This is a genomic window from Endozoicomonas sp. ISHI1 (assembly GCF_024606225.1).
GTDB lineage: Bacteria > Pseudomonadota > Gammaproteobacteria > Pseudomonadales > Endozoicomonadaceae > Endozoicomonas_A.
The window spans coordinates 98,945-121,315 of the sequence record NZ_JAGRPU010000014.1 but is presented as its reverse complement, the minus strand read 5'-3'; the positions used below and the strand labels follow the sequence as shown (position 1 = coordinate 121,315).

General features: G+C 47.3%; 16 protein-coding genes and 1 pseudogene. 11 read left to right on the top strand and 6 right to left on the bottom strand.

Annotated elements, in window-relative coordinates; all coding sequences use genetic code 11:
* The first annotated feature begins 404 nt into the window (after positions 1-404).
* Both KBW69_RS10965 and KBW69_RS10960 read left to right on the top strand, forming a co-directional pair.
* On the top strand, positions 405-671 hold the full coding sequence (locus KBW69_RS10965; RefSeq protein WP_257280873.1) for a hypothetical protein: 267 nt from the start codon (positions 405-407) through the stop codon (positions 669-671).
* Positions 672-677: 6 nt separating this feature from the next.
* Positions 678-1,721 (top strand): alpha-2,8-polysialyltransferase family protein, encoded by a 1,044-nt coding sequence (locus tag KBW69_RS10960; protein ID WP_257280872.1) that lies wholly within the window; start codon positions 678-680, stop codon positions 1,719-1,721.
* A 680-nt stretch (positions 1,722-2,401) separates the two neighbouring features.
* Here the strand turns inward: KBW69_RS10960 and argH are convergent.
* Positions 2,402-3,799: an argininosuccinate lyase gene (gene argH, locus KBW69_RS10955; RefSeq protein WP_257280871.1), complete on the bottom strand. Its 1,398-nt coding sequence runs from the start codon at positions 3,797-3,799 to the stop codon at positions 2,402-2,404.
* A 272-nt stretch (positions 3,800-4,071) separates the two neighbouring features.
* Here argH and KBW69_RS10950 point away from each other — a divergent pair, with 272 nt between their 5' ends.
* The gene (locus KBW69_RS10950; RefSeq protein WP_257255034.1) at positions 4,072-5,172 is read left to right on the top strand and encodes a sensor histidine kinase; all 1,101 of its coding nucleotides are present in this window, start codon (positions 4,072-4,074) and stop codon (positions 5,170-5,172) included.
* Positions 5,150-5,884, top strand: a complete 735-nt coding sequence (locus KBW69_RS10945) for a LytTR family DNA-binding domain-containing protein (protein WP_257255033.1) — start codon at positions 5,150-5,152, stop codon at positions 5,882-5,884. Before KBW69_RS10950 ends, KBW69_RS10945 begins: the two co-directional genes overlap by 23 nt.
* 18 nt (positions 5,885-5,902) lie before the next feature.
* Here KBW69_RS10945 and KBW69_RS10940 read toward each other — a convergent pair.
* Positions 5,903-6,394, bottom strand: a pseudogene (locus KBW69_RS10940) (DUF29 domain-containing protein).
* 234 nt (positions 6,395-6,628) lie between these two features.
* Here KBW69_RS10940 and hemC point away from each other — a divergent pair.
* From hemC to KBW69_RS10905, 7 genes are all read left to right on the top strand, one after another.
* Positions 6,629-7,549 (top strand): hydroxymethylbilane synthase, encoded by a 921-nt coding sequence (gene hemC / locus KBW69_RS10935; protein WP_257276337.1) that lies wholly within the window; start codon positions 6,629-6,631, stop codon positions 7,547-7,549.
* A gap of 13 nt (positions 7,550-7,562) precedes the next feature.
* The gene (locus KBW69_RS10930) at positions 7,563-8,339 is read left to right on the top strand and encodes a uroporphyrinogen-III synthase (RefSeq protein WP_257255030.1); all 777 of its coding nucleotides are present in this window, start codon (positions 7,563-7,565) and stop codon (positions 8,337-8,339) included.
* Positions 8,336-9,691, top strand: coding sequence for a uroporphyrinogen-III C-methyltransferase (locus KBW69_RS10925; RefSeq protein ID WP_257280870.1), 1,356 nt, complete (start codon positions 8,336-8,338; stop codon positions 9,689-9,691). Before KBW69_RS10930 ends, KBW69_RS10925 begins: the two co-directional genes overlap by 4 nt.
* Complete coding sequence (locus KBW69_RS10920; protein WP_257255028.1) at positions 9,688-10,935, top strand: heme biosynthesis HemY N-terminal domain-containing protein; 1,248 nt, start codon at positions 9,688-9,690, stop codon at positions 10,933-10,935. The genes KBW69_RS10925 and KBW69_RS10920 overlap by 4 nt, the downstream gene beginning before the upstream one ends.
* Complete coding sequence (locus KBW69_RS10915) at positions 10,932-11,312, top strand: DUF423 domain-containing protein (protein WP_257255027.1); 381 nt, start codon at positions 10,932-10,934, stop codon at positions 11,310-11,312. Before KBW69_RS10920 ends, KBW69_RS10915 begins: the two co-directional genes overlap by 4 nt.
* A gap of 93 nt (positions 11,313-11,405) precedes the next feature.
* A complete protein-coding gene (locus KBW69_RS10910; protein WP_257280869.1) occupies positions 11,406-14,474 on the top strand; it encodes a hypothetical protein in 3,069 nt (1,022 codons plus the stop codon).
* Positions 14,475-14,677: 203 nt separating this feature from the next.
* Complete coding sequence (locus KBW69_RS10905; protein WP_257255025.1) at positions 14,678-17,932, top strand: hypothetical protein; 3,255 nt, start codon at positions 14,678-14,680, stop codon at positions 17,930-17,932.
* Between the two features lie 74 nt (positions 17,933-18,006).
* Here KBW69_RS10905 and KBW69_RS10900 read toward each other — a convergent pair whose 3' ends face one another.
* From KBW69_RS10900 to ssb, 4 genes are all read right to left on the bottom strand, one after another.
* Entirely contained in the window at positions 18,007-19,410 is a 1,404-nt protein-coding gene (locus KBW69_RS10900) for a hypothetical protein (RefSeq protein WP_257255024.1), read from the bottom strand.
* Positions 19,411-19,557: 147 nt separating this feature from the next.
* Positions 19,558-20,175: a LysE/ArgO family amino acid transporter gene (locus KBW69_RS10895; RefSeq protein WP_257255023.1), complete on the bottom strand. Its 618-nt coding sequence runs from the start codon at positions 20,173-20,175 to the stop codon at positions 19,558-19,560.
* Positions 20,176-20,923: 748 nt separating this feature from the next.
* Positions 20,924-21,508, bottom strand: a complete 585-nt coding sequence (locus KBW69_RS10890) for a 5-formyltetrahydrofolate cyclo-ligase (RefSeq protein WP_257255057.1) — start codon at positions 21,506-21,508, stop codon at positions 20,924-20,926.
* A gap of 165 nt (positions 21,509-21,673) precedes the next feature.
* A complete protein-coding gene (gene ssb / locus KBW69_RS10885) occupies positions 21,674-22,291 on the bottom strand; it encodes a single-stranded DNA-binding protein (RefSeq protein ID WP_306670750.1) in 618 nt (205 codons plus the stop codon).
* Positions 22,292-22,371: the final 80 nt, after the last annotated feature.

Below are 22,371 nucleotides of genomic sequence, written 5' to 3'. Positions count from 1 at the left end.
TGAAAGCCCGTGAATCCAGTAATCTGTAGCTTATATTTGTTTTCTTACTCATACGTCTGTCACCTTATGCCTGTAACATCAGGATATGACCTCAGCACGAGTGCTCAGGATTTGATTTCAAAAATCTCTATTATTAGTCTCCCATATCAAGCAGGGAATATGTCGCATCAGGAATAAACTTCACTGGAAGCTTGATATTTCGATGAGAAAAGATGAGTGTCAAATTAGAAGAAATGATGATGCAGAAGTCTTGGCAGGATTTGATCAAATTGCAGTCATACTGCTAAACAATACGGAAACCTTCAAAAGAGTCCTGAAGAGTACACAAGACAGCCAATGTGTACACGCTACCTTACTAAAGCCCATGCCAGGCCAACACTTTCATGATTTTGCCGTGATCTCAAATGAGATGTTGCAATCTCACGGTTGTAAAAAAGTCAGAGACTCTCAACTTGCCTTTTATTCCTGGTGTTGCCACACCTTCTGAAATTGAAACCGCACATGAAAAAGGTTACAAGCTGCTTAAGCTTTTCCCTGCCAAGGTTCTCGGGGGAGAAACACAGATTACTATAGCTTATATATTCATTTTCATAAGAAAAAACCAATTAATGAAGCTAATCAGCCTCCCCAATCTCTTTATTAAAAATGATCCAATCCATAGACAGAATTGATCCACCATGAAAGCAAAGAACTCATCAATCAATATCTTCTTCATTAACTCATCATTCCAGTTAGTTAGTTCAATACTGATTTCCAAAGACACTGATTCTTTTTTCTTCTGTTTTAAGAAGCAGAATTACGAAGCAGCAAAAGACTATGGTTTAAAAAATGTTTTTCTTCTCAAATATCGAGAATCTTCAATATTTGCAAGAAAGCTATCTACCCGAGAAAACATTAAATTCATTTTTTCAATAATTAAAAGCAACAACCCAGAATCTATAAATTTTCATTCAACTTCAATATCCAGCACAAGATACAATTATTTCATTGCTGCCTCAAAGAAGCACTTTCCAGAAAAGAAAGTCACGTTTAATATAATACCTGACGGAACTCTTAACCTGATAATTCACCCTCTTTCAAAAAACAAGTTAGAACGAGTAAGCAAAAGAAAGAAATCTCTTATTGATAAAGCGATCGGTCTAAAGTACACGCCTTTTAAAGAAGACAGACATGGGATGCTGAGCAACAAGGTATCCCATATTTATACCATTCCGGGAACCTCAGAAAACTTACCAGCAGAGAAGACAAAAGACCTCCCACCCTTTACAACAGAATTTTCAATATCACGCAACAATCAAGAAACTAAGTCTGCACTCATCATCGGTCAACCTCTAACCAACTCGGGCATTACAGATGAAGCTGCCTCAAAAGCTATTAACCAGAACCTTCTTAGTTATCTATGCTCGGAAAATATAAAAGATATACTATTTATCCCGCACCCAACAAACAGGCATGATAAAAAAATAGAGTTTTGTTCCAAAAGTTTTAAAATATACTCAGGTTCATCACCCATTGAGTTGCTAATGATAAAAAATCAATATGATTATATCATTGGTTTTTCCAGCACAGCCTTGATCACAGCCAAACTTATTTATGGAAATAGCAACAAAATAATCAGTATTGGAAATGATTTATTTAACTACAAAGAACACCCCATGCTTAAAAAAATAGTTTCTCATTTTCAAGAGATAGGCGTGGACTGTATGCCTTTAACTCATTAGTGTTAAGTGAGGAGTACTCTAGAGATAGTTTATTCCTCACTCTGTGGCCAACGTCAACACATCAAACCCATCCTCCCTAATGGAGTCTGAGAAAATTGTTATCACATGCAGACTCATCTCTGACAAGTCCTTATTCTGCTCAATGACATAGGGCACTACTTTGCCGGCTACCTCGCGAGCCTCTGCAGGGGACAATTTCGAGACAAAGCTTGATAAGAAAAGGTTAATAGGTGTCCGATAGCAGGTATTCTGCAAGCCCATTAACTCATCGTGCAACACACTCATTCACTGGCAAAGCACCTCAAAACCTCTCTTGGCTGGCATCAATCCCGTATTTACCTCGTTGTGCTGGTTATTTTTGGCCTCATCCAGATGGGCTCAGTCAACCTGTCCCGTATTGCCCGAACTATGGGGCGCGGTACCGAGATCGACTCCAGGCGTAAACGTCCCTTCTGCAAAAGTTCCTGGTGCTCCAAACCTTTATAAAATCAAACTAAGGCAACTTGGTTTAAGACTTGTTTATTCCGTTTCAGACAAATCCATCACCGTTTCTGTTGAATTAGCAACACAAACCGGACAAGAGCTGATCTTACTCCAGCTCTCATCACACTACACTGGCGTGCGCGCCCGCAAAGGACGCTGGTTTGCAATAGCCTCGTCAAGGCTCAAGGCGGGAAGGATCAGGGAGCGTTATCATTGGCGAGCTTTCGGGCCTGTTTTACAGCCAACCTCACCTGCCCCGGCGCAGTGCCGCCAATATGATCCCTCGCAGCAACAGATCCCTCCAGCGTCAACACATCAAACACATCTTCCTTAATGGTGTCTGAGAAGACGGTCAGTTCTTCCAGGCTCATCTCTGACAAGTCCTTGTTCTGCTCAATGCCGTAGGCCACTGCTTTGCCAACCACTTCATGGGCATTGCGAAATGGCATGCCTTGTCTGACCAGGTAGTCTGCCAGATCGGTTGCGGTGCTGAATCCACGGCGAGCGGCTTCTGACATGTTTGCTTTCTTTGACTGAATATGTGGAACCATATCAGCAAAGGCTCGCAGGCAGTCTTTGAGGGTATCTACTGTATCAAACAGGGGTTCCTTATCTTCCTGATTGTCCTTGTTGTAGGCCAATGGTTGAGATTTCATCAATGTCAGCAGGCTGATCAGGTGACCATTAACCCTTCCTGTCTTACCTCTCACCAGTTCGGGTACATCCGGATTTTTCTTCTGGGGCATGATGGATGAACCGGTACAGAAGCGATCAGGTAAATCGATAAAATCAAACTGGGCCGATGTCCAAAGCACCAGTTCTTCCGACATACGCGACAGGTGCGTCATCAGCAGTGCGCCCACTGAGCAAAACTCTATGGCGAAGTCCCTGTCGCTGACAGAATCCAATGAGTTCCTGGATGGGCGATCAAAACCTAACACCTTTGCAGTAAACTCACGATCAATCGGATAAGTTGTACCTGCCAGAGCAGCCGCTCCCAAGGGCGACACGTTGACGCGTTTTCTGCAGTCTTGTAAACGTTCACTGTCTCTTACCAGCATTTCATACCAGGCCATCAGGTGATGTCCAAATGTCACCGGTTGTGCCGTTTGCAGATGAGTGAAGCCCGGCATAATAGTGTCAGCTTCCTGCTCTGCCAGATTGACCAGACCTGTCTGCAACCGTTTCAGCTCATTACTTATATGGTCAATTTCTTCTCTGAGCCATAGACGAATATCGGTTGCCACCTGATCGTTTCTGGAGCGCCCGGTGTGCAGTTTCTTACCCGCATCACCAATTCTGTCTGTCAGTCTGGCTTCAATATTCATATGAATATCTTCCAGCTCGATAGACCAGTCGATGTTGTTGTTTTCGATGTCTTCCAGGATACCTTCGAGCCCACTCAGAATGGCAGACAGTTCTTCCTGGCTCAGAATGCCTGTTCTTTGCAACATTCGAGCGTGAGCCATCGAGCCTTCAATATCATGACGATAAAGGCGACGATCAAAATCAATAGAGGCAGTGAATCGAGCAACAAATGCATCCACGCCTTCGCTGAACCTTCCACCCCACTGCTGATTGCTGCTATCGGACATTTTCTACCTCTTTCTTTAATGAGCTCATGCCTGTTTCCGGCTCATGGCTGTTTCCGGCTCATGGCTGTTTCGCATTCTGCAGGCCAACTTCCTGATGCCCGCAACGTCAATCTGCTGATTTTTATAGCCAGACTGTGGATGACTGAAGCTGGCTCCGGCATTATAGAGGTAACTGGGTGATTTTAGATAGCGCGCCCAATCCAAAAAGAATAATTATTCTATTTTTACGAATTATTATAAATCTAAAGACACCAGAGACAGGATGCTCCCTCTTGCTATTTAAAGCCAACAGAATTCAGGACGATGACGACTTTTTCCTGCCGGATTTATGCTCCCCCGGTGCCGTCTTTATGCTGGTTCTGGTGTCTGAGCTTTTTGTCCTGATCCAGGTACTCACTCTGCCCGCCCCGGACGACCTGGACTGGAATCGTCTGGCCATGACTTCCCTATTTGTCCAGTGGATATCTCTGGTATCAGGCGCTGTTCTATGCCGGCTCAGGCCAGTTCTGAAGCGTCAGAAACTGACGGTTATCATCAGCAGCTGCCTTGGTGTCGTGGGCATCATCACTCTGGTATTCACTCTCGCGGCGCAGTGGTTTCTATGGCGGGATGCTTTTATTGATATCTATCCGGAATGGAACCAGCTGGTCAGGCATGTCACCGTCGCTCTGATCATTACAGCCATGCTTCTGCGCTATTTCTACGTCCAACAGGAAGCCAGGAAAGAGCAGAAAGCCAGCCATGCCGCTCGCTTTGAGGCTTTGCAGGCTCGGATTCGCCCTCACTTTCTTTTTAACTCGATGAACATCATCGCCAGCCTGATTCATATTGACCAGGACAAGGCAGAGCAGGCCGTTGAAGATTTGTCGGATCTCTTTCGCTCCAGCCTTCAGGAGCATGGCAAGAGCATTGCCTTGAGTCGAGAGATCGAGCTTTGTCGGCGCTATTTGAGAATTGAACAGCACAGACTGGGACGCCGTCTGCAAACCCGGTGGAATATTGAGTTAATCCCTGAGGACGTTCTCATTCCCCCCCTCACATTGCAGCCCATTGTTGAAAATGCGGTTTATCACGGCATCCAGCCACTGGAAAAAGGTGGCACTGTGAGTGTAGATATTGGCAGGAGCAACGATAACATCACTATCAGAGTCAGAAACCCGGTTCAGAGTAACCCTTCCAGCTTTGCCAAAGGGGCTCAGGGAAATCAGTTGGCTCTGGCCAATATCCGCTCCCGACTGAATATGCTTTTTGGTAACAAAGCCAGTGTAAAAGCTCAGCTGTTTGAGGGTGAGAGTGGAGATACTCAGGAGTTTGAAACATTGATCACTTACCCTTACGGTGGCAATAACCATGAACATACTGATCACCGATGATGAACCGCTGGCAAGAGACCGCCTGCGACACCTGTTAGGACGTTTAGAGGGCTTTCAGGCTCTGGAGTACGATGCAGGTAATGGCATAGAAGCTCTGGAGCTTTGTCGTAAATACCAGCCAGATATTGTCTTAATGGATATTCGTATGCCTGTTATGGGAGGTCTGGAAGCAGCCGCTCATATCAGCAAGCTGGAGCGTCCGCCCGCTGTCATTTTCTGTACCGCTTATGATACTCACGCCATTGAAGCTTTTCAGGTTCAGGCGGTTGGCTATCTGTTGAAACCAGTAAAGATCGAAGATCTGCAACAAGCGCTGATTGGCGCTGCTAAAGTTAATCGACTGCAGCTGGCGAGCCTTAAAGAAGACCTGAATGATAATGCCCGCAGCCACATCGCGGCCAAAACGCTCAGAGGGATAGAGCTGGTGCCTCTGGATGATATCTACTATTTTATGGCAGACAGCAAATACATCACGGTTTATCACAAGAACGGGGAAGTGCTCATTGATGACCCACTGAAAGATCTGGAGTCCGAGTTTAGTTCCAGATTTGTTAGAGTCCACAGGAATGCTCTGGTGGCCAGAAAGGCCATAGAAAGGATGATTCGTGACGAGCAGGGCCACTTCTTTATCCAACTCAGTGGCGTCGACAAGCCTCTTTCAGTAAGCCGCAGACATGTGCCACTGATGAAGAAGTTCATGCAATCGCTTTGAAGCCCGTGAGTGCCGGGCTTAACTGAGTCTGGCTTCGGGCAAAAAGTCTTCACCCATAACCTGCTCAAGGCTCCACGGACAATCTTCAGGAAAATCTTTCGATGTAAAATGTCTCGAATCAACATAACTGTTCAAGCCCTTGGCAGCCAGTATTCGGGCCTGTTGATAGGCTTCAAGGTAAATAGCCTGTTGTTTTGACTGCAGGTTGGGATTATCTGCCAGGACTGCTGCTGCGGCATACCTCTAAATTTGAATCGTATCCACCCAGCTGCGAAACCAATGATCCATATTCCTGAGGTCATTGACCTGATTCTGCTGAAAGTCCCATTTTAACAAGTGGCTCAGTAACTGAATAAGATGTCTCTTGAAAGCCCTTGGCTCACTTTTTCCCATATCTGCTAATTCTTCCAGCAAATTTTCAAGGTCAAGTTCATCAAAACGTCTGGCAGCCAGCAGCTTTTTTTGCTCTTCCACCCAGAGCATATAGTCGGTTCTATAAAGGTCTGTCATAAACTCCTCCGCTGGATTAACAACCTAGTGGTTATTTTCTCTTCCATCAACCGCTTGGTAAGAAAGTAAATGTTGGTCACAACTAAAGACTATCGTATTATCCCAAACACTGAATCTCTTCAATGATGAGTGAACCTGTATACTGGCCATAACCCGTTACCGAGTAGACCATTCCGCAGGCTTTAAAGCGCCATTCAGCCATCGTTGTCCTTTTTATTGATTGAAAGTCTCTTCATGAAAACCATCCGCATCGCTACAAGAAAAAGCGCCCTGGCCCTCTGGCAGGCTGAATACGTCAAAGAGCGTCTGGAGCACTTTCATCCGGGTATCCGGGTGGAGTTGGTCAAAATGACCAGCAAGGGTGATCGAATTCTGGATGCACCTCTGGCCAAAGTCGGTGGCAAAGGCCTGTTTGTAAAAGAATTGGAAACAGCTATGCTGGAGAACAGGGCCGATATCGCCGTGCACTCCATGAAAGATGTTCCTATGGAGCTTCCGGAGGGGCTTGGACTGGCCGCTATCTGTCCTCGTGAAAACCCACTGGATGCGTTTGTTTCCAACACTTATAACCAGCTGGACGAGCTGCCTGAAGGCGCAATCGTGGGCACATCCAGTCTGCGCCGCCAATGCCAGATTCTGGCAAAAAGACCGGATCTGAAGATTGAATTCCTGCGAGGCAACGTCAACACACGCCTGAACAAGCTTGACGATGGTCAGTATGACGCCATTATTCTTGCGGCAGCGGGGTTAATCAGACTGGGAATGGAAGACCGGATCAAAACGGCGCTTCCCCCTGAACTGAGTCTGCCAGCGGCAGGCCAGGGTGCAGTGGGTATTGAGATTCGTTCAAACGATGAAGCGGTGAAACACTTTCTGGCCCCACTGCATCATGAAGAAACAGCCACACGAGTGCTTGCGGAAAGAGCCATGAACCGAAAATTAAATGGCGGCTGTCAGGTACCTATTGGTTGCTATTCTGAACTCATCAACGATCAGCTCTTCATCCGGGGTCTGGTGGGTCAGCCGGACGGCAAAGTCATATTGAGCGCAGAAGTCTATTGTGCACCTTCCGATGGGGAGAAAGGCGGTGTCCAGCTGGCAGAATCCTTGCTGGAGCAAGGTGCAGACCGCATTCTCGCAGAGTTGCTGCATTAATGTGAGCCATGTCATGATAAACAATCGTGAGATCAGAGCATTGGTCACTCGCCCCAGGGAGCAGGCTGAACCACTGGTTGCCATGATTCAGAATCAGGGGGCCATGGCATGGTCTTTGCCGATGATCCATATTCAGCCGGTGGCAGAGAGTCAGGCACTGCGAGACCGAATATTACAGCTGGATCAATACGGTAAAATCATTGCCATCAGCCAGAATGCCGCCAGACTGGGCCTGGAGCACATAGAGAATTACTGGCCACAAATGCCCCTGAAGATCGACTGGTATGCCGTCGGCCCAAAAACACGACAATGGCTAAATAGCAACAACATTGAGGCCGCCTGCCCGGAAGTACGACAAAAGCCCGGAGACAGCGAAGCCCTGCTGCAACTGGAGAGTCTTCAGCAGGTCAGCGGAGAAAAGATACTCATTCTGAAAGGCAAAGGCGGCAGAGAGCTGCTGGAGACTACCCTCAGTAATCGGGGAGCCCGGGTGGATTGCCTGGAAGTTTATGAACGCCAGAAGCCGGACTACCCGAAAGATTATCTGAACAGACTGATCAAAGATCATGCTATTAATGTCATACTGACCAGCAGTGGTGAGATTCTGGCCAATACCACAGACTACCTTTCTCCTGCTTTAAGTCAGGAGTGCTGTCTGGTGGTTCCCAGCGAAAGAATTGCCAGAATGCCAGAGGCTCAAGCATTCAAACGGGTTTATACCGCTCAGGGTGCCAACAATCACGCCATGGTCTCGGTACTGAACCTGATTAACAGCGAAGGGTTAACGTGAGCAAGAAAGATCAGAACGCCAGAAAACTCGAGCAAGCTGAACCGACACATCGGGCCAGGTCTGGAGAGCCTTCAAAAAAACAGGTTAGCAAGTCGACATCGACAGGCTCCGGAAAACAGCCTCAACAATCAGCATCAAAACCAGGAGGTAAACTATCTATCCTGGCCTTGCTGATTGCGGTTATTGCACTGGGTTTAAGTGGCAGTATTGGCTGGCGGTTCATGCAATGGGAGCAGCAGCAACCCGCTCTGATAGCAGGACAGGAACAGCAACAAACCCAGATTGCACGGGTTCAGGCCAGACTCACTGAAATAAACGGTGAACTCACGCCCATCAAAACCGGACTCGACGAACAGCAAAGTCAAAGTGAACGCCTGCTGAAGCGCACCGACAGTCTGACCAGAAGCCTTCAGGAACTCACCGGCAACAGTCAGGATGGCTGGAAGCTGGCAGAAGTAGAATACCTGCTCAGACTGGCCAATCAGCGCCTGCTCATGACATCTGATACCCACTCAGCCAAGGCTCTCCTTAACAGTGCTGATCAAATGCTGCTTGAGCTGGACAACTACAATTTGTATCCCGTGAGGGAAGCTCTGGCAGAAGATATTGCTTCTCTTAACAGCCTCCCGGATTTTGATCAGGAAGGTCTTTACCTGAAGCTTGAAGCGCTCACCCAGAAGATTGACGAACTGCCCCTGATGGAAAAAGAGCCCCTGAAATCAGCTTCAATCTCGGTATCAAAGCCCTCTGAGACGCCATCCACAGGCGCTCCATCTACTCCATCTTCAGAGACCACCGACTGGCAGACTGTCGCCCTCTCAATGCTGAACAATACCCGGGAGAGCTTTGTCCGGCTGTTCAGATTCACCCCGGATCGTGATCAAAAAATCACGTCACTGTTGTCACCCGAAGAGAATATTTTGATTCGCCAAAACCTTCAGCTAATCCTGGAACAGGCCAAGTTGTCAGTTCTCTCCAGAGAGCAGGCGATCTACAACAGTAGTCTGCAACAGGCTTCAGACTGGATAGAAAAATACTTCTCGCTGTCAGGGGCTCAGGCCACCGCAATGCTGGACGAGCTGAAGGCTCTGGACAAAGTCACCGTAAAACCTGTCACCGTCAATATCAGCCGTGCTTTGAACTTGCTGAAATCCAGCCTGATAACTGAGACCCCGCAGAATGAAAAAAACACCTCGGGGCAAACTGAATCCTCAGAGAGTGCACAGACTGTTCAGAACAGCTCAATCGAAAAAACACCTGAAGGGATTGATCAGACAGCCACTGAAAACCAGTCAGAATATTCTCAGCCCCCGCAAGCACCTGCTGACTCTTCAGAGGAGCCAGAAACATGAAGGGTTTTATCATCTTCCTGGCGATTCTGGGCATTACTTTTGGCTTGGCAAACGTCATGATCCATGACAGCGGCTATGTGCTTATCTCGTACAACAAGACAACGTTCGAAAGCACATTGTGGGGACTTTTTCTGTTGATTGGGCTTGCCATAGGTGCATTCTGGCTGGTCTGGATCATCCTGAGGCTCATTTTCGACGTCACAGGTTTTATCTATCCAATGACGTCCAGTGCCAAAGAAAGACGAGCCCGTAAACTGACAACCCGGGGCTTTGTCGAGTTCACTCAGGGGCATTGGAAGAAAGCTGAGCGACTGCTTTCGCAGGCTGCTGACTATGGCTCCTCACCTTTACTGAATTATCTTGCCGCAGCTCGTGCAGCTCATGAAAACGGTGACCTTGAAGCCTCTGCCGAATACCTCCGTCAGGCCGATCACAAGGAGCCCGGTGCAGAGTTGGCTATTGGCATTACCCAAGCTCAGCTTCAGCTCTCATCAGGTCAACTGGAGCAGGCACTGGCCACCCTGACCAAGCTGCACAAGCAAGTCCCACGACATGCCTATGTTCTGAAAATGCTGAAACAGACCTATACCCGCCTCAATGACTGGCAATCTCTCGCGGCTCTTTTACCCAAGCTGAAAAAGCAAAAAGTCGTTTCCGATGAAGAGTATCGGACCATTGAGCTTCAGTGCTTTGAAGCTCTATTCAATCAGGCCTTTAATAATGGACGAAGTTTTACCTCTTTGGATCAGAAAATAAAACCTGCAACCCAAATCTGGAACAGTCTGTCGTCCAACCAGAAGCATAATTCCGCCATGATTTACCGGTATGGAAAGTGCCTGACGGATCTGGGAGCAGAAGAAAAAGCAGAAGTTCTGCTTAGGGACAATCTGAAGAAACACTACAGCGGTGACATGGCTCTGCTTTATGGAAAAATCAAGGGCAAGGATGTGAGTAAGCAGCTGCATTTTGCCGAAACCATGCTCAATGAAAGACCCAACGACGCCGATCTTCTACTCACTCTGGGTCGCCTGTCTCTCCGTAATGAACTCTGGGGTAAAGCCAGAGAGTACTTTGAAGCCAGCCTGAGACTGAGTAAACGGATCGATACCTATAACGAGCTGGGACGTCTTTTGGCTCACATGGATGATCATGAAAAAAGCTCTCTGTACTTTCAGGAAGGATTGAGACTCGCAGCGGGCAGTGTTGTTGATCTGTTGCCTTCAAAAGTTACGGACAAAAAATGACTCGACGCTACCTGTTGTCCGGCGCCCTCTGCGGTCTAATCTCTGTGGCTCTGGGCGCATTTGGTGCTCATGCCCTGAAAACGCAACTTTCCGAACGTTATATAGAAGTATGGGCAACAGCGACTGATTACCAGTTCTACCACAGTCTGGCTCTGATTCTGGTAGCCGTTCTAGCCATCCACTTCAAAGATTCCGGAAAACTGAAATGGTGCGCCAGACTCTTTCTGGCAGGTATCATCCTCTTTTCCGGCAGTCTTTATATTCTTGCCCTCACAGAAATCAGCTGGTTGGGTGCGATCACTCCTCTGGGTGGCGTCTCATTAATGCTGGGCTGGCTTTTTCTGGCAATCTTTGCTGTTACTGAAGGCTCGGATTGAAGTTTTTCAACGGTCATCTGCATGATGACTCATTGTGGTCTATACATACGGATGGTAATACGAGTATTTATTATCATTTGCAGTAATGCCTCAATGAATAAAAACCTGATAAAAGACCAAAATCGGCAAAGCCTGATTATCAACAAAAAGCCACCTGCATTGATACTGTCACTTGTCGTATGTTTTCCAAACTGGAACAATTGGGCCAGTACTATTGGGTTAGATAATAATAATTTCAATCAATATCTGAATGCCGACCATCCGGTGGAAGGTCGCTATCGGTTAATGAGTGATATTGAACTGAGCCGATTCATTCCCTGGAAACCCGTCGGCAATACCTCCAATCCGTTCTCTGTCATTCTGCTTGGCAACGGCCACGTTATTTCCGGCCTCGAAGTTTCAACGTTATCAGATAATACTCCCTCAGGCCTGTTCGGGTCCTTACAGAACAGCACTATCAGGCAGATCCTGTTTAAACAGCCAAAAGTCACCAGCTACGGAAATACAAGCCCGGCCGGTGCACTTGTGGGCATGTTAAAACGCAGCAGGATTGAAGAGGTGGTCAATTATGCCGGAACCATCAAAACAACCGGTTTTCGCAGTCATGCCGGAGGTATAGCGGGCAGTGTTTCTGATAGCGTCATACATGATAGTGTGAACACCGGCACCGTTTTCACAACCGGATCCGCCAGCACAGGCGGCATTGCAGGATTGGGCGATCAGATATCTTCCCTGTCAAATGATCTGAATACAGGAAAAATAGTCTCCAGAAATTTACATTCCTCGCCCGCCGGTGGCATCGTCGGAACCCTGAAAAGCGACAGCATTGCTAACAACAATCTTAATACCGGTGAAGTTAATGTTGGCTTTACCGAATATTCCGGGGGCGTTGTAGGAAAAGCAGAAGCTGCGAAGGCATTATATAACCTCAACACCGGAAAAATTGCCTCGGATTACTCCAGAGCCTTCTGTAGGCTAGGTGGAAGCAGTGGCGGAATAGTGGGGCATGCCTCCAGGCAAAGCCTGGTCAGCAAAAATCTCAATACGGGTAGCATTTTTACAAGGGATTGGCGTACCTATGGAGGAGGAATAGCAGGGGATGTAGTCAACACTACTGTTGTTCAAAATGTTAATGCCGGAACGGTCACTACTCACGACTTTCAGTCATCTGCCGGAGGGATTACCGGAGAAGCTGAAGGTTCAGGCATTCGGGACAACCTGAATGTCGGAGCAATCATGACAAAAGATGCTGGCGGTCACTTAGGGGCTATTACCGGAGCTGCCACTCTTTCAACCTCAGTGTACAACAATGTCAATACAGGTTCGGTTGAAGCCCGGGACAGCCACTGCTACGTAAGCGGGGTAGCTGGCAGAGTTTGGAAGGCAGGTGCCATTGAGCATAACCTGGATACTTTCACAAAGTATCAATGGACCAGTGAGAGAGGTAGTGGGCGTAATATAGGTATCATAAGACTATCGAAAAGTACCCTCAAATCAAACGTAACCCTGTTAGACAGCACGCTCTGGAATGCCGGTGATGCATCACAGCTGCCGATGCTCAAGGGCATTAATACTCCCTACCGTGAACTTGCCCGAATAAATGGTACCAAACAGACAAACAATCAGTTCCCGTCGGCCCTGAATGAGTTTGCGGATCCCGGTGGTGCTGCAAATGCCACCTCTTTTGATCGTACTGTCTGGAACAGTCGGGATGGCTCTTTACCGTTTCTAAACATTTTCCCCAAACCACAAACATTACTGGCTGGGATTGACTGCACAAAAGGGGGGTTTGATTGCAGCGAGGATAAAACTCCGTCAGCTATGCAGCCCTATGAAACCCATTCACCCAGCCTGCCAGCTAACTGCCCGCCACCAGAAGGCACGCCCCTGTTTCAAGCGTATGACCCGGCAAACCAGCAGGTATACGTCGTCATTCAACCTGAATCGTTTTCTAAAGAAATTATTCTGGCTCGCTACAAAGGCCGTGAACTGGATAAACAATTTGGTCTGTGCGGCATTGTGACCTATACAACCTCTACCAAACACTCCGGAATGCTGGCTTCTTACCAGTCTCTGACAGGGCAGGTTGTTTACGAAACCGAAGGCTCTCAGCTCGGCTCTTCCCTCAATATTGTTGCAATGTCAAAGTCAGGAAAAGCGACGCTGTTCGAGTTCCCGTTGAGTGATATCCAAAGATACCGGGCACGATTCAGTGTCATTAAAAACGTATTTCCAGAGAATATTCAAATTAATGATATTGCTCATCATCAGGGTGCCATGTATTTAACAGGGAAAATCAATAACAACTTATTTGTTGGCCGCTATCACCAACGAAAATTCTTTTTTTCTGAAAAGTATTCTGCAAACTTTGGCCAATATGATGAGCAACAAGGACTCAATCTAAAGCTCTCCCCAGATGGCGAACGCCTCTATGTAACAGGCAAAAGTGATGACGATGTGCCCTATCCTCTGTTTATCAGACAGTACGACAGTCAACAACTAACCCCCGTCGCCTCTTTTGGCAACAATGGTAGAGAGGCAATGACCATCAATGACTTTGACACGGCCAACAGTCAGCAGGACATCCTGATACAAAAAGACCAGATCTACGTTGCCGTATTCAGCCCTGAGAGAGAGAAACTTTCTATCCGCCGATTTGCCACCGACAATGGACAGATTGATAGTGCTTTTATTATTGACGACAAGATTGATTTTTCTCCCCTCACACCGGGTTCGTTTGTAACCGTCAGGCTGATGATAACGGGAGCTCATTTGCACGCCATTATATACAACAGTGATGGACAACTGTCCGTGTTTACTTATAAAGATCAGGTCAAAGTCCATCGTTTCGACACCACATTTAAACCTGCGACAGCGGAGTCTATGCGTCTGGTTTTTTTGGGTAATAAAGCCTATCTGGCGGTTGAAGTTGCTGATATTGAGGAGGGTAGCAGGCAGGTACGGATGCAGGAAGTTTTTCTGGGTCTTGAAAACTTGAGTCCTCAAGAATTCCCTGCCACTTTATCGTCTGGGGTAAATACTCGATTTATAACGGGTTTTTTTGCAGGGTGTACTTTACTGCTTGGAACGGTTGCATTTTACGAACTCGCCAAGAGCTGGTTCAAAAAAGAACTAATTCAACAGGATGTGGAAACCCAATAATGTCTATTCTCAGGAACCGGCGAATGAGCCCCTGGAATGTCCAATCATCTCAGCCAAAAACAAACCAGGAAATTCCCCCTGATACCCCCTACTCAAACAGAAGCTTTCTCACGGTTCTCTGCATCTTTCTGCATGATGACATCACATGGTCTATATAGACGGGTACGATTATTTATTATCATTATCTCTACGGTAGTTCTTCAATGAATAAAAGTCTGATAAGAAATCAGAATCGGCTACTGACTATCAACAAAAAGTCGTCTGTACTATTGCTGTTACTTGTCGTTTGTATTCCAAACTGGGAAAGCTGGGCCGACACTATCGAGCTGGACAATAATAATTTCAATCAATATCTGAATGCCGACCACCCGGTCGAAGGTGACTATCGGTTGATCAGTGATATCAACCTGAGCTTCACTCCCTGGGAACCCGTTGGCAATGTCTCCGTTCCGTTTTCTCTCAATCTGGATGGCGGCGGCCATGTTATTTCTGGCCTTGAGGTTTCAACGTCAGCCTATAAAACTGCAACCGGCTTGTTCGGGTCATTACAAAACAGCATCATCAGGCGGATCCTGTTAAAACAACCAAAAGTGACCGGTGCCGGGTTTAGGAGCCCGACAGGTGCACTTGTGGGAGAGTTGAAAGGCAGCAGGATTGAAGAGGTGGTCAATTATGACGGAACCGTCAAAACGAAGTTTTCTAACAGTCATGCCGGAGGTCTGGCAGGCAGTGTTTCAGACAGCGTCATACACGACAGTGTAAACACCGGCACTGTAGTCACAGCATCAAGCGCCAGCACAGGTGGTATCGCTGGATTGGCCGATCAGACATCTACCATTTCAAATAACCTGAATACCGGAGCGATCATCTCCGGGGGTGCAGGTTCCTCGCCTGCCGGTGGCATTGTCGGAACACTGAAAAGAAGCGCTGCTCTCAATAATATGAATGTCGGCGACGTCACTGTTAGCCATACCGAAAGTTCCGGGGGGATTGCAGGAGAGGCAGCAGCAGCCAGAGTATCAAATAACCTGAACACTGGAAAAATGTCATCCACAGATGATCCGGGTATCGTCTACGTTAAACATGCAGGAAACAGGGGTGGAATAGTGGGGAGGGCATCCGGGCAAACCTTGGTCAGCAAAAACCTCAATACAGGCAGCATTTTCAACAACTATGATCGTACACACGCCGGTGGAATAGCGGGGCAAGTATACAATGCTACTGTTGTTCAAAATGTAAATACCGGAACTGTCAATACTGATAGCTGGTCATCATATGCCGGAGGTATTGCAGGAGGCGTTGAGGTCGGGAGCATTCAGGATAACCTTAATGCCGGAGCGGTCATTTCGAAAGATTATGATTACGTCGGTGGCGTTTCCGGAGTTGCTGACGCGCCTGTCAATCCGGTCTTGGTTTACAACAATGTCAATACCGGGTCACTTGAAGCTAAGAGGAGAGGCTATTACGGCACAAGCGGAGCAGTGGCAAAAGTTTGGATGAGAGAGCGTATTAAGAATAATCTGGATACATTCACAAAGTTTCATCGTACTTTTGGTGGTCAGGAAGGATATAATGTAGGTGTCGTAAGAGTATCGAAAAACGCTCTCAAATCAAACCTGACCGGTTTGAGCAGCACACTCTGGAATGCCGGTGATGCATCGCAGCTGCCAATGCTTAAAGGCATTAACACCCCCTACCGTGAACTTGCCCGAATAAATGGCACCAAACAGACAAACAACCGGTTTCCTACAGTACTGAATGAGTTTGCAGACCCCGGTGGTTCCAATAATGCTACCTCTTTCAATCGTGCTGTCTGGAACGGTCAGGATGGCTATCTACCGTTTCCAAAAGCATTCTCCAAACCACAAACATTGTTGGCCGGAGTTGATTGCACACAGGGCGGATTTGACTGCAGCGAGGAAAAGAGCATCATGTCAGCCCCGTCAACTTCGTCAGTTCCGCCATCTACAAATCCTTCGTCGTATAAGGACTTGACTCACAGTAAATCCAGTACATCCTCCACAGCTTATTTAAGCGACTCCGAGCCTATCTGCCCGTCACTGGAGGGCAAACCTCTCTTCCAGGTGTATGACCCCGAAACCCAGCGAATTTACGTTGTCATTAAGCCTAAGTCGCGCTGGAAAGAACCTCGTCAAGAAATTATCCTGGTTCGTTATAAAGGCTCTGAACCGGATCACGGATTTGGTTGGTGCGGTATTGTGAGATACCTCCCCGTCCAGTCCCGTTTCAGAAATATGCTGGTGGGCTACCAGCCTCTGGCAGGGCAGGTTGTTCATGAAACCAAAGGCTCTCACCTTGACCTTATCTCAACAACACCTTCAGAAAAAACGATCTTGTTCAGGTTAGATGTCACTGACAGACACAGATCCAGAAGAGGAGTCAGAATACATAGCGACGAATTCCCTGAGAATCTTCAAATAAGTGATACCGCTTTTCATCAGGGTGCTATGTATTTAACGGGAACCATCGATAACAGCCTGTTTGTCGGACGTTACCGCCAGGGAGAGCGCATGCTTTCCAGAAAGTATCCTGAAAACAGTGGGCGGCTTGATAAGGAGCAAGCGCTTAATCTGGAGCTCTCACCCGATGGCGAACACTTTTATGTGTTAGGCATAAGTGATGAACATGCCAACCATCCCCTGTTTATCAGACAGTACGACAGTAAACAGCTAACCCCCTCTGCCTCTTTTGGCAATAATGGCGAAGAAAGAATCAACGCCATTGACGATGATATTGACTCAGTCAACAGCCAGCAGGACATCCTGATCAAAAAAAACCACGCCTACGTTGCCCTATACAACCCTGGGGAAGGGAGACTGTCTATTCGCCGGTTTGCCACTGACAATGGACAGATGGATAGCGCTTTTATTATTGAAGATGAGATTGATTTTTCTTCCCGCACACCAGACTCATTTGCAGCCGTGAAGCTGACGACAACGAAAGATTATTTGCACGCCATTATTTACAACAGCGATGGACGATTATCAGTGCTTACTTATAAAAATCAAGTCAACATCCATCGTTTCGCCACCACATTTAAACCTGCACCAACAAAGTCTCTGCGCCCGATTTTTGTGGGTAATAAGGCTTATCTGGCCACTGAAAACGATGAGATTAGGGAGGATGGCCGGAAGACGGAGGTACGAATGCAAGAAATTTCTCTGGGCCTTGAATTCTTCAATCACCAAAAAGCCCCTACTGCTCTGGCTGCTGCGGGGTCAGCTTCGCAATCAGCCTCAACATCAGCTTCAGGATCGGCAGAGGATACACCCTGGGGAACTGTGGCTGCTGCAGGAGGCACTGCAGTTGTTGTGATTGCAACCATCGCAGTCTATCTGGCGATCAAGAAGTTCAAAAGACAACCGACGGTATCAGAAATGGAGCCGAACGAATTGCAGCCATTACGCAATCTGCAGACAAGTTCTATAGGCTTGTGATATTCCTACCAAAGAAGTCTATAAGACTCGTTTTATGAGATTGCTCCAATGCATCGCGGTTGTCTTCCCCCCTTTTATAACGGATCAGCTGAAAAACAGAAGTTGCCTGACTTGCTTGCACAAGGTGACTCCTGTTTCTTTCTCCTGACCAGCTTAATACCCGCTTTTGCCAGAAGCTGCCGGTACTCGTGAGGTTTCAACCAGACAATGCGCCTCAGATCTTCCTCGCTCAGAATCTCATTAAGTGCCTCTCTCATCCGCGCTGTCTGCCCCAGCGGAAACTCTCCCACCATAATCAGAGGCAGATTAGCACCATCTTTATCCTTACCAATACCCTGTTCGCTCAGCCCCTCTACCACTCTTTTGATGGCTGGAATAAAGGTAGTCTTGGCACATTGGGTTAGCGTATCCTGACCGGCATACCAGTCTTTTTCAGTGACACCCTCTGGCACTTTATTCTGCTGCAACACCCAGAAGCCCAGATAGCCGGCTTCATTTTTCCTATCTTTCAAGCGAACAAACAGGTGATTAAATTTTCTGGTAGGCAGTGTAGTATTCAACCGCGCCTGTTCCGCTTTGCTATAGCCCAGATCAGGGTAGGCGAGGTATTCACCCTTAGGTGCGTGTCTATAAACATCAACGGTTGGCATAGCATTCATGGCTTTCAGAACCGGTACATGCCTCAGATCCAGTGTGTCAAAATCACTGGCTGTACAGGCTGCTGGCAGTTGATCAAGGAAGAATACCTGGATAGCTACGCCATATTCATAATCCCCGCCCTCACTGTCATAGGTCACCCGATCATGTCGCATTACACCATCCCGAATTCTGTAACCGATGGCATAGGTAGTCAGTTGAATAAAATCCAGATCCCTTAACTCGACGTCTTCACCCGCTTTCTGTTTGGCCAGTTTGGCCATCAGACGGGTATCTGAATCCATTTGTAACTGCTTATCGGGGGACATTTGGAAATGACGGAGCTTCAAAACCTCTTCCATGTTCTCGCGAATGTACTGCTCTTTGAAGACGACTCGGTCACCCACCACAAGGGCTTTTTTGTGATGGTCTTTATACCCGGCAATACCGACGAAAACGGCGTCAAGCTTGATTGTGTCATCATCCTTCAGATCAAGCCAATGGAAGCGGGCTGATTTCCTGAGATTATCAAGAGCATTAGCAAACAGAATCGTTTCTGAATCACGAAATACCAGATTGCCCGGATGACCCATACCGGTGAGTGAAGCCTCATAATAGTCTTCCTCATCCTTTGACCGACTGTAAGTGACATGAACCGGAGAGGCCACCGAGCTGGCCAGTACCTTCTCGGGATTGTCTGCCGAGGCCAGCACCATATTAACCTCAGCATTACTTTCATAGACCACCAGCACCAGATTGTCTGAATAGGTCTTGGCTAAAGCCAGTGAGCAGAACACACTGAGCAAGAACAAGACGACACTGTTTACGAGCCTGAGTCTCATCGGATCAACCCTTTTTCATAGAACCCTTAGCAAAGATTCTGTCCGATCGGACAGTAACCACCCATCCAGTTGTTAAGAAAAAAGTACTTGATCTTCAAAATAGTCAATGAAATGAAACCCGGAAGCATAATTCATTAGACAGAAAGGTTATAAAATATGCACCAGGTCCATTTGCACCAGACTCAGAGCCATGCTGAACATAATCAGACAGATCACCAGATCAATGATTTTCCATGCCAACGGGCGGGATAACAGAGGAGCCAGCTTCACAGCACCGAACCCAAGCCCATAGAACCAGATGAGTGATGCGGTGACAGCCCCTAGTACAAAATAACCACGCTGTTCACCGTACTGAGCACCAATACTGCCTAATAAAATGACCGTATCAAGGTAAACGTGCGGGTTAAGCAGGGTGACCGCCAGAGTTGAAAGCACAATAGCCCGAACCGATTTTTGCACCTGCCCTTCAGCCTTGAGCTGCTCAGTTTTGAAACTGCGCCGCAGTGAGATCAGGCCAAATCCGGTCAAATAAACAACGCCTGCCCAGCGGGCTAGTTCAAGCAGTGTATTACTACTCTGAATAAGAGTACCAAGACCCATAACACCAGCCAGTATTAGCAGGGCATCACAAACTGCACATAGGGTGGCAATCAGAACAGGAGACTCTCGACGTAAGCCGTGAGCCAGTAAAAAAGCATTCTGACTGCCAATGGCTATGATCAAACCACCGCTTAATAACATTCCGTTCAGATAAATCTCCAGCATTGTCTAACTTTCTCTTTTTTTTCACTATTTTTATCAAGTGACGAACGCCCGTTATTCTCTAACAGCAGGCTTTCACAATAAGTTTTGAGGCATGCTGCTCAATATTCATCTAGGAGCCTGACCGAGAATGGCGCCCGTAGCGAGGACGGCAGAAAATTGAGGATGAAAATTCGGTTTTGTGAGGAGAATAGCGAGCTATTTGACGAACAAAAGCGGATTTTCAGACCAATTTGCTGCCGCCGCAGTAGGGCAGCTATTCTCGGTCAGGCTCCTAGCAGCCTGTCGGACTTAAGCGTCCGTAGCGAGGATTGCAAGAAATTGAGGATAAAAATTTCTGCTTCTGAGGAGAATAGCGAGTTATTTGACGAAGAAGCAGGAATTTTTAGACCAATTTATTGCAACCGCAGTAGAACAGCCTTAAGTCCGACAGGCTGCTAGAAACGACCACTGACTTTTAACATCTTGCAGTTAACCCTTCTTTGTGCGAAATTCTCCAACGTTTAACAAAAAAGCAACGATAGCTATAGCTCAAGAAGAGCAGTTTGTGATGGTAAACCCATGACTGACTGTTTTAGATCATGAGACTACTGCAATAATAATTAATACAATGTGGAGCTCTGAAGAAAATGGTTGGCTCAAAACCCGATGCAATCAGCCTTTTATTAGCGGTGTTTACAATCGCTGTATTAACAACAGCAGCGACTTCGATCCTGATCTGACAAGCTGACAGTGTAAGCCAGGGACTGGCTTACTGACTTTTTTCACCGTATAACTGTTTTTCTGTTGCCACACCTTTCATGGGAATATCCCAGTCTGCCACAGGAATTGCACTGACTTTCTGACACTCATGTGCTAACCCTATCAGTATCGGTTTACTGCGTTTTCCCAGAAATGCAAAAGTCCGGTCGTAATAACCCGCTCCCATACCGAGGCGATTGCCCTCTTCATCAAAACCAGTGAGTGGCATGAGTACCAGATCCAGAGCTTCCGCCTTAACGGTTTTCTCAAGATCCAGTTCCGGTTCAGCAATTCCGTAACGGTTCTCTACCATTCGGGTATTAGGTCTGTAGAGCTGGAAATACATCTTGTCAGGGTCTTCCTGATCCAGAACCGGAAGATAGCAGAATTTATCTTGCTCCCAGATCGTCCGGGCAATAAATCCGGGATCAATTTCACCATCATTAGCCAGATACAGCGCGATATGCTGACTGTGTCGAAAAACCTCACTGCTACATACGACAGAGGATAGTTTCCTTGCAGCAGCAAGCTGCTGTTCAGCCGACAGGGATTGACGATTGTTACGTAACTGCTTGCGCAGGCTGGCTCGATCCATCTGAGATGACACCCGACATTGTTCTATTCGATTAATATTGTCCACTGCTGGAAGAGAATAAACAATGAGAGAAATGGACAAAGTCTTTAAGAAATCGGCGATTTCTTCCCCAGATAATCAAAAGGCCGCTGATTTCAGCGGCCTTTTGCAATACCCGGTTCCTGCTTAGAACGGAATATCATCATCAAAGTCGTCAAAGCCACCAGCCGTTGCAGCCTGAGGCTGTTGCTGAGGCTGCTGTTGTTGAGCAGGACGCTGTTGAGGCTGATGTTGTAGAGGTTGATGTTGTTGCTGTGGTGCCGCTGCGGGCGCTTGCTGTTGCATCGGCTGTTGGGGTGCACTGTATTGCTGCGGTGCGGGCTGCTGAGAGGCTGGCTGTTGTGTAGCCCTTGGCTGAAACTCACCACCACTGGCAGGCATCCCCATTCCGTCCTGGCGGCTATCCAGCATTTGGAGCTGGCCACTGAAGCCATCAACAACAACCTCTGTCGTGTACTTATCCTGACCGGACTGGTCCTGCCACTTACGGGTTTGCAGCTTACCTTCGATGTAAACCTTGGAACCCTTGCGCAGGTATTGCTGAGCAATTTCAGCCAGCTTTCCGAAAATGACCACCCTGTGCCATTCGGTTTTTTCCTGAGGCTGGCCGGTGTTACGATCTTTCCAGGACTCACTGGTCGCCACGCTCAGGTTAGCTACAGCGCTGCCATTTGGGGTAAAACGGACATCCGGATCATTGCCCAGGTTGCCGATCAGAATGACCTTATTAACACCACGTGCCATCAGTTTCTCCAGTAATTTTTAACATAAACCGTTTTCACTCCCAACAGGAATAAAAACAGGTTTCTGGTTGTAGCTTTCTC

Coding starts and splice junctions, on each gene's coding strand:
- KBW69_RS10945 (WP_257255033.1), top strand. CDS start 5,150: ATGAACATACTGATCACCGATGATGAACCGCTGGCAAGAGACCGCCTG.
- KBW69_RS10905 (WP_257255025.1), top strand. CDS start 14,678: ATGAATAAAAGTCTGATAAGAAATCAGAATCGGCTACTGACTATCAAC.
- KBW69_RS10920 (WP_257255028.1), top strand. CDS start 9,688: ATGAAGGGTTTTATCATCTTCCTGGCGATTCTGGGCATTACTTTTGGC.
- argH (WP_257280871.1), bottom strand. CDS start 3,799: ATGTCCGATAGCAGCAATCAGCAGTGGGGTGGAAGGTTCAGCGAAGGC.
- KBW69_RS10960 (WP_257280872.1), top strand. CDS start 678: ATGAAAGCAAAGAACTCATCAATCAATATCTTCTTCATTAACTCATCA.
- KBW69_RS10965 (WP_257280873.1), top strand. CDS start 405: ATGAGATGTTGCAATCTCACGGTTGTAAAAAAGTCAGAGACTCTCAAC.
- KBW69_RS10890 (WP_257255057.1), bottom strand. CDS start 21,508: ATGGATCGAGCCAGCCTGCGCAAGCAGTTACGTAACAATCGTCAATCC.
- KBW69_RS10910 (WP_257280869.1), top strand. CDS start 11,406: ATGAATAAAAACCTGATAAAAGACCAAAATCGGCAAAGCCTGATTATC.
- ssb (WP_306670750.1), bottom strand. CDS start 22,291: ATGGCACGTGGTGTTAATAAGGTCATTCTGATCGGCAACCTGGGCAAT.
- hemC (WP_257276337.1), top strand. CDS start 6,629: ATGAAAACCATCCGCATCGCTACAAGAAAAAGCGCCCTGGCCCTCTGG.
- KBW69_RS10900 (WP_257255024.1), bottom strand. CDS start 19,410: ATGAGACTCAGGCTCGTAAACAGTGTCGTCTTGTTCTTGCTCAGTGTG.
- KBW69_RS10930 (WP_257255030.1), top strand. CDS start 7,563: ATGATAAACAATCGTGAGATCAGAGCATTGGTCACTCGCCCCAGGGAG.
- KBW69_RS10895 (WP_257255023.1), bottom strand. CDS start 20,175: ATGCTGGAGATTTATCTGAACGGAATGTTATTAAGCGGTGGTTTGATC.
- KBW69_RS10915 (WP_257255027.1), top strand. CDS start 10,932: ATGACTCGACGCTACCTGTTGTCCGGCGCCCTCTGCGGTCTAATCTCT.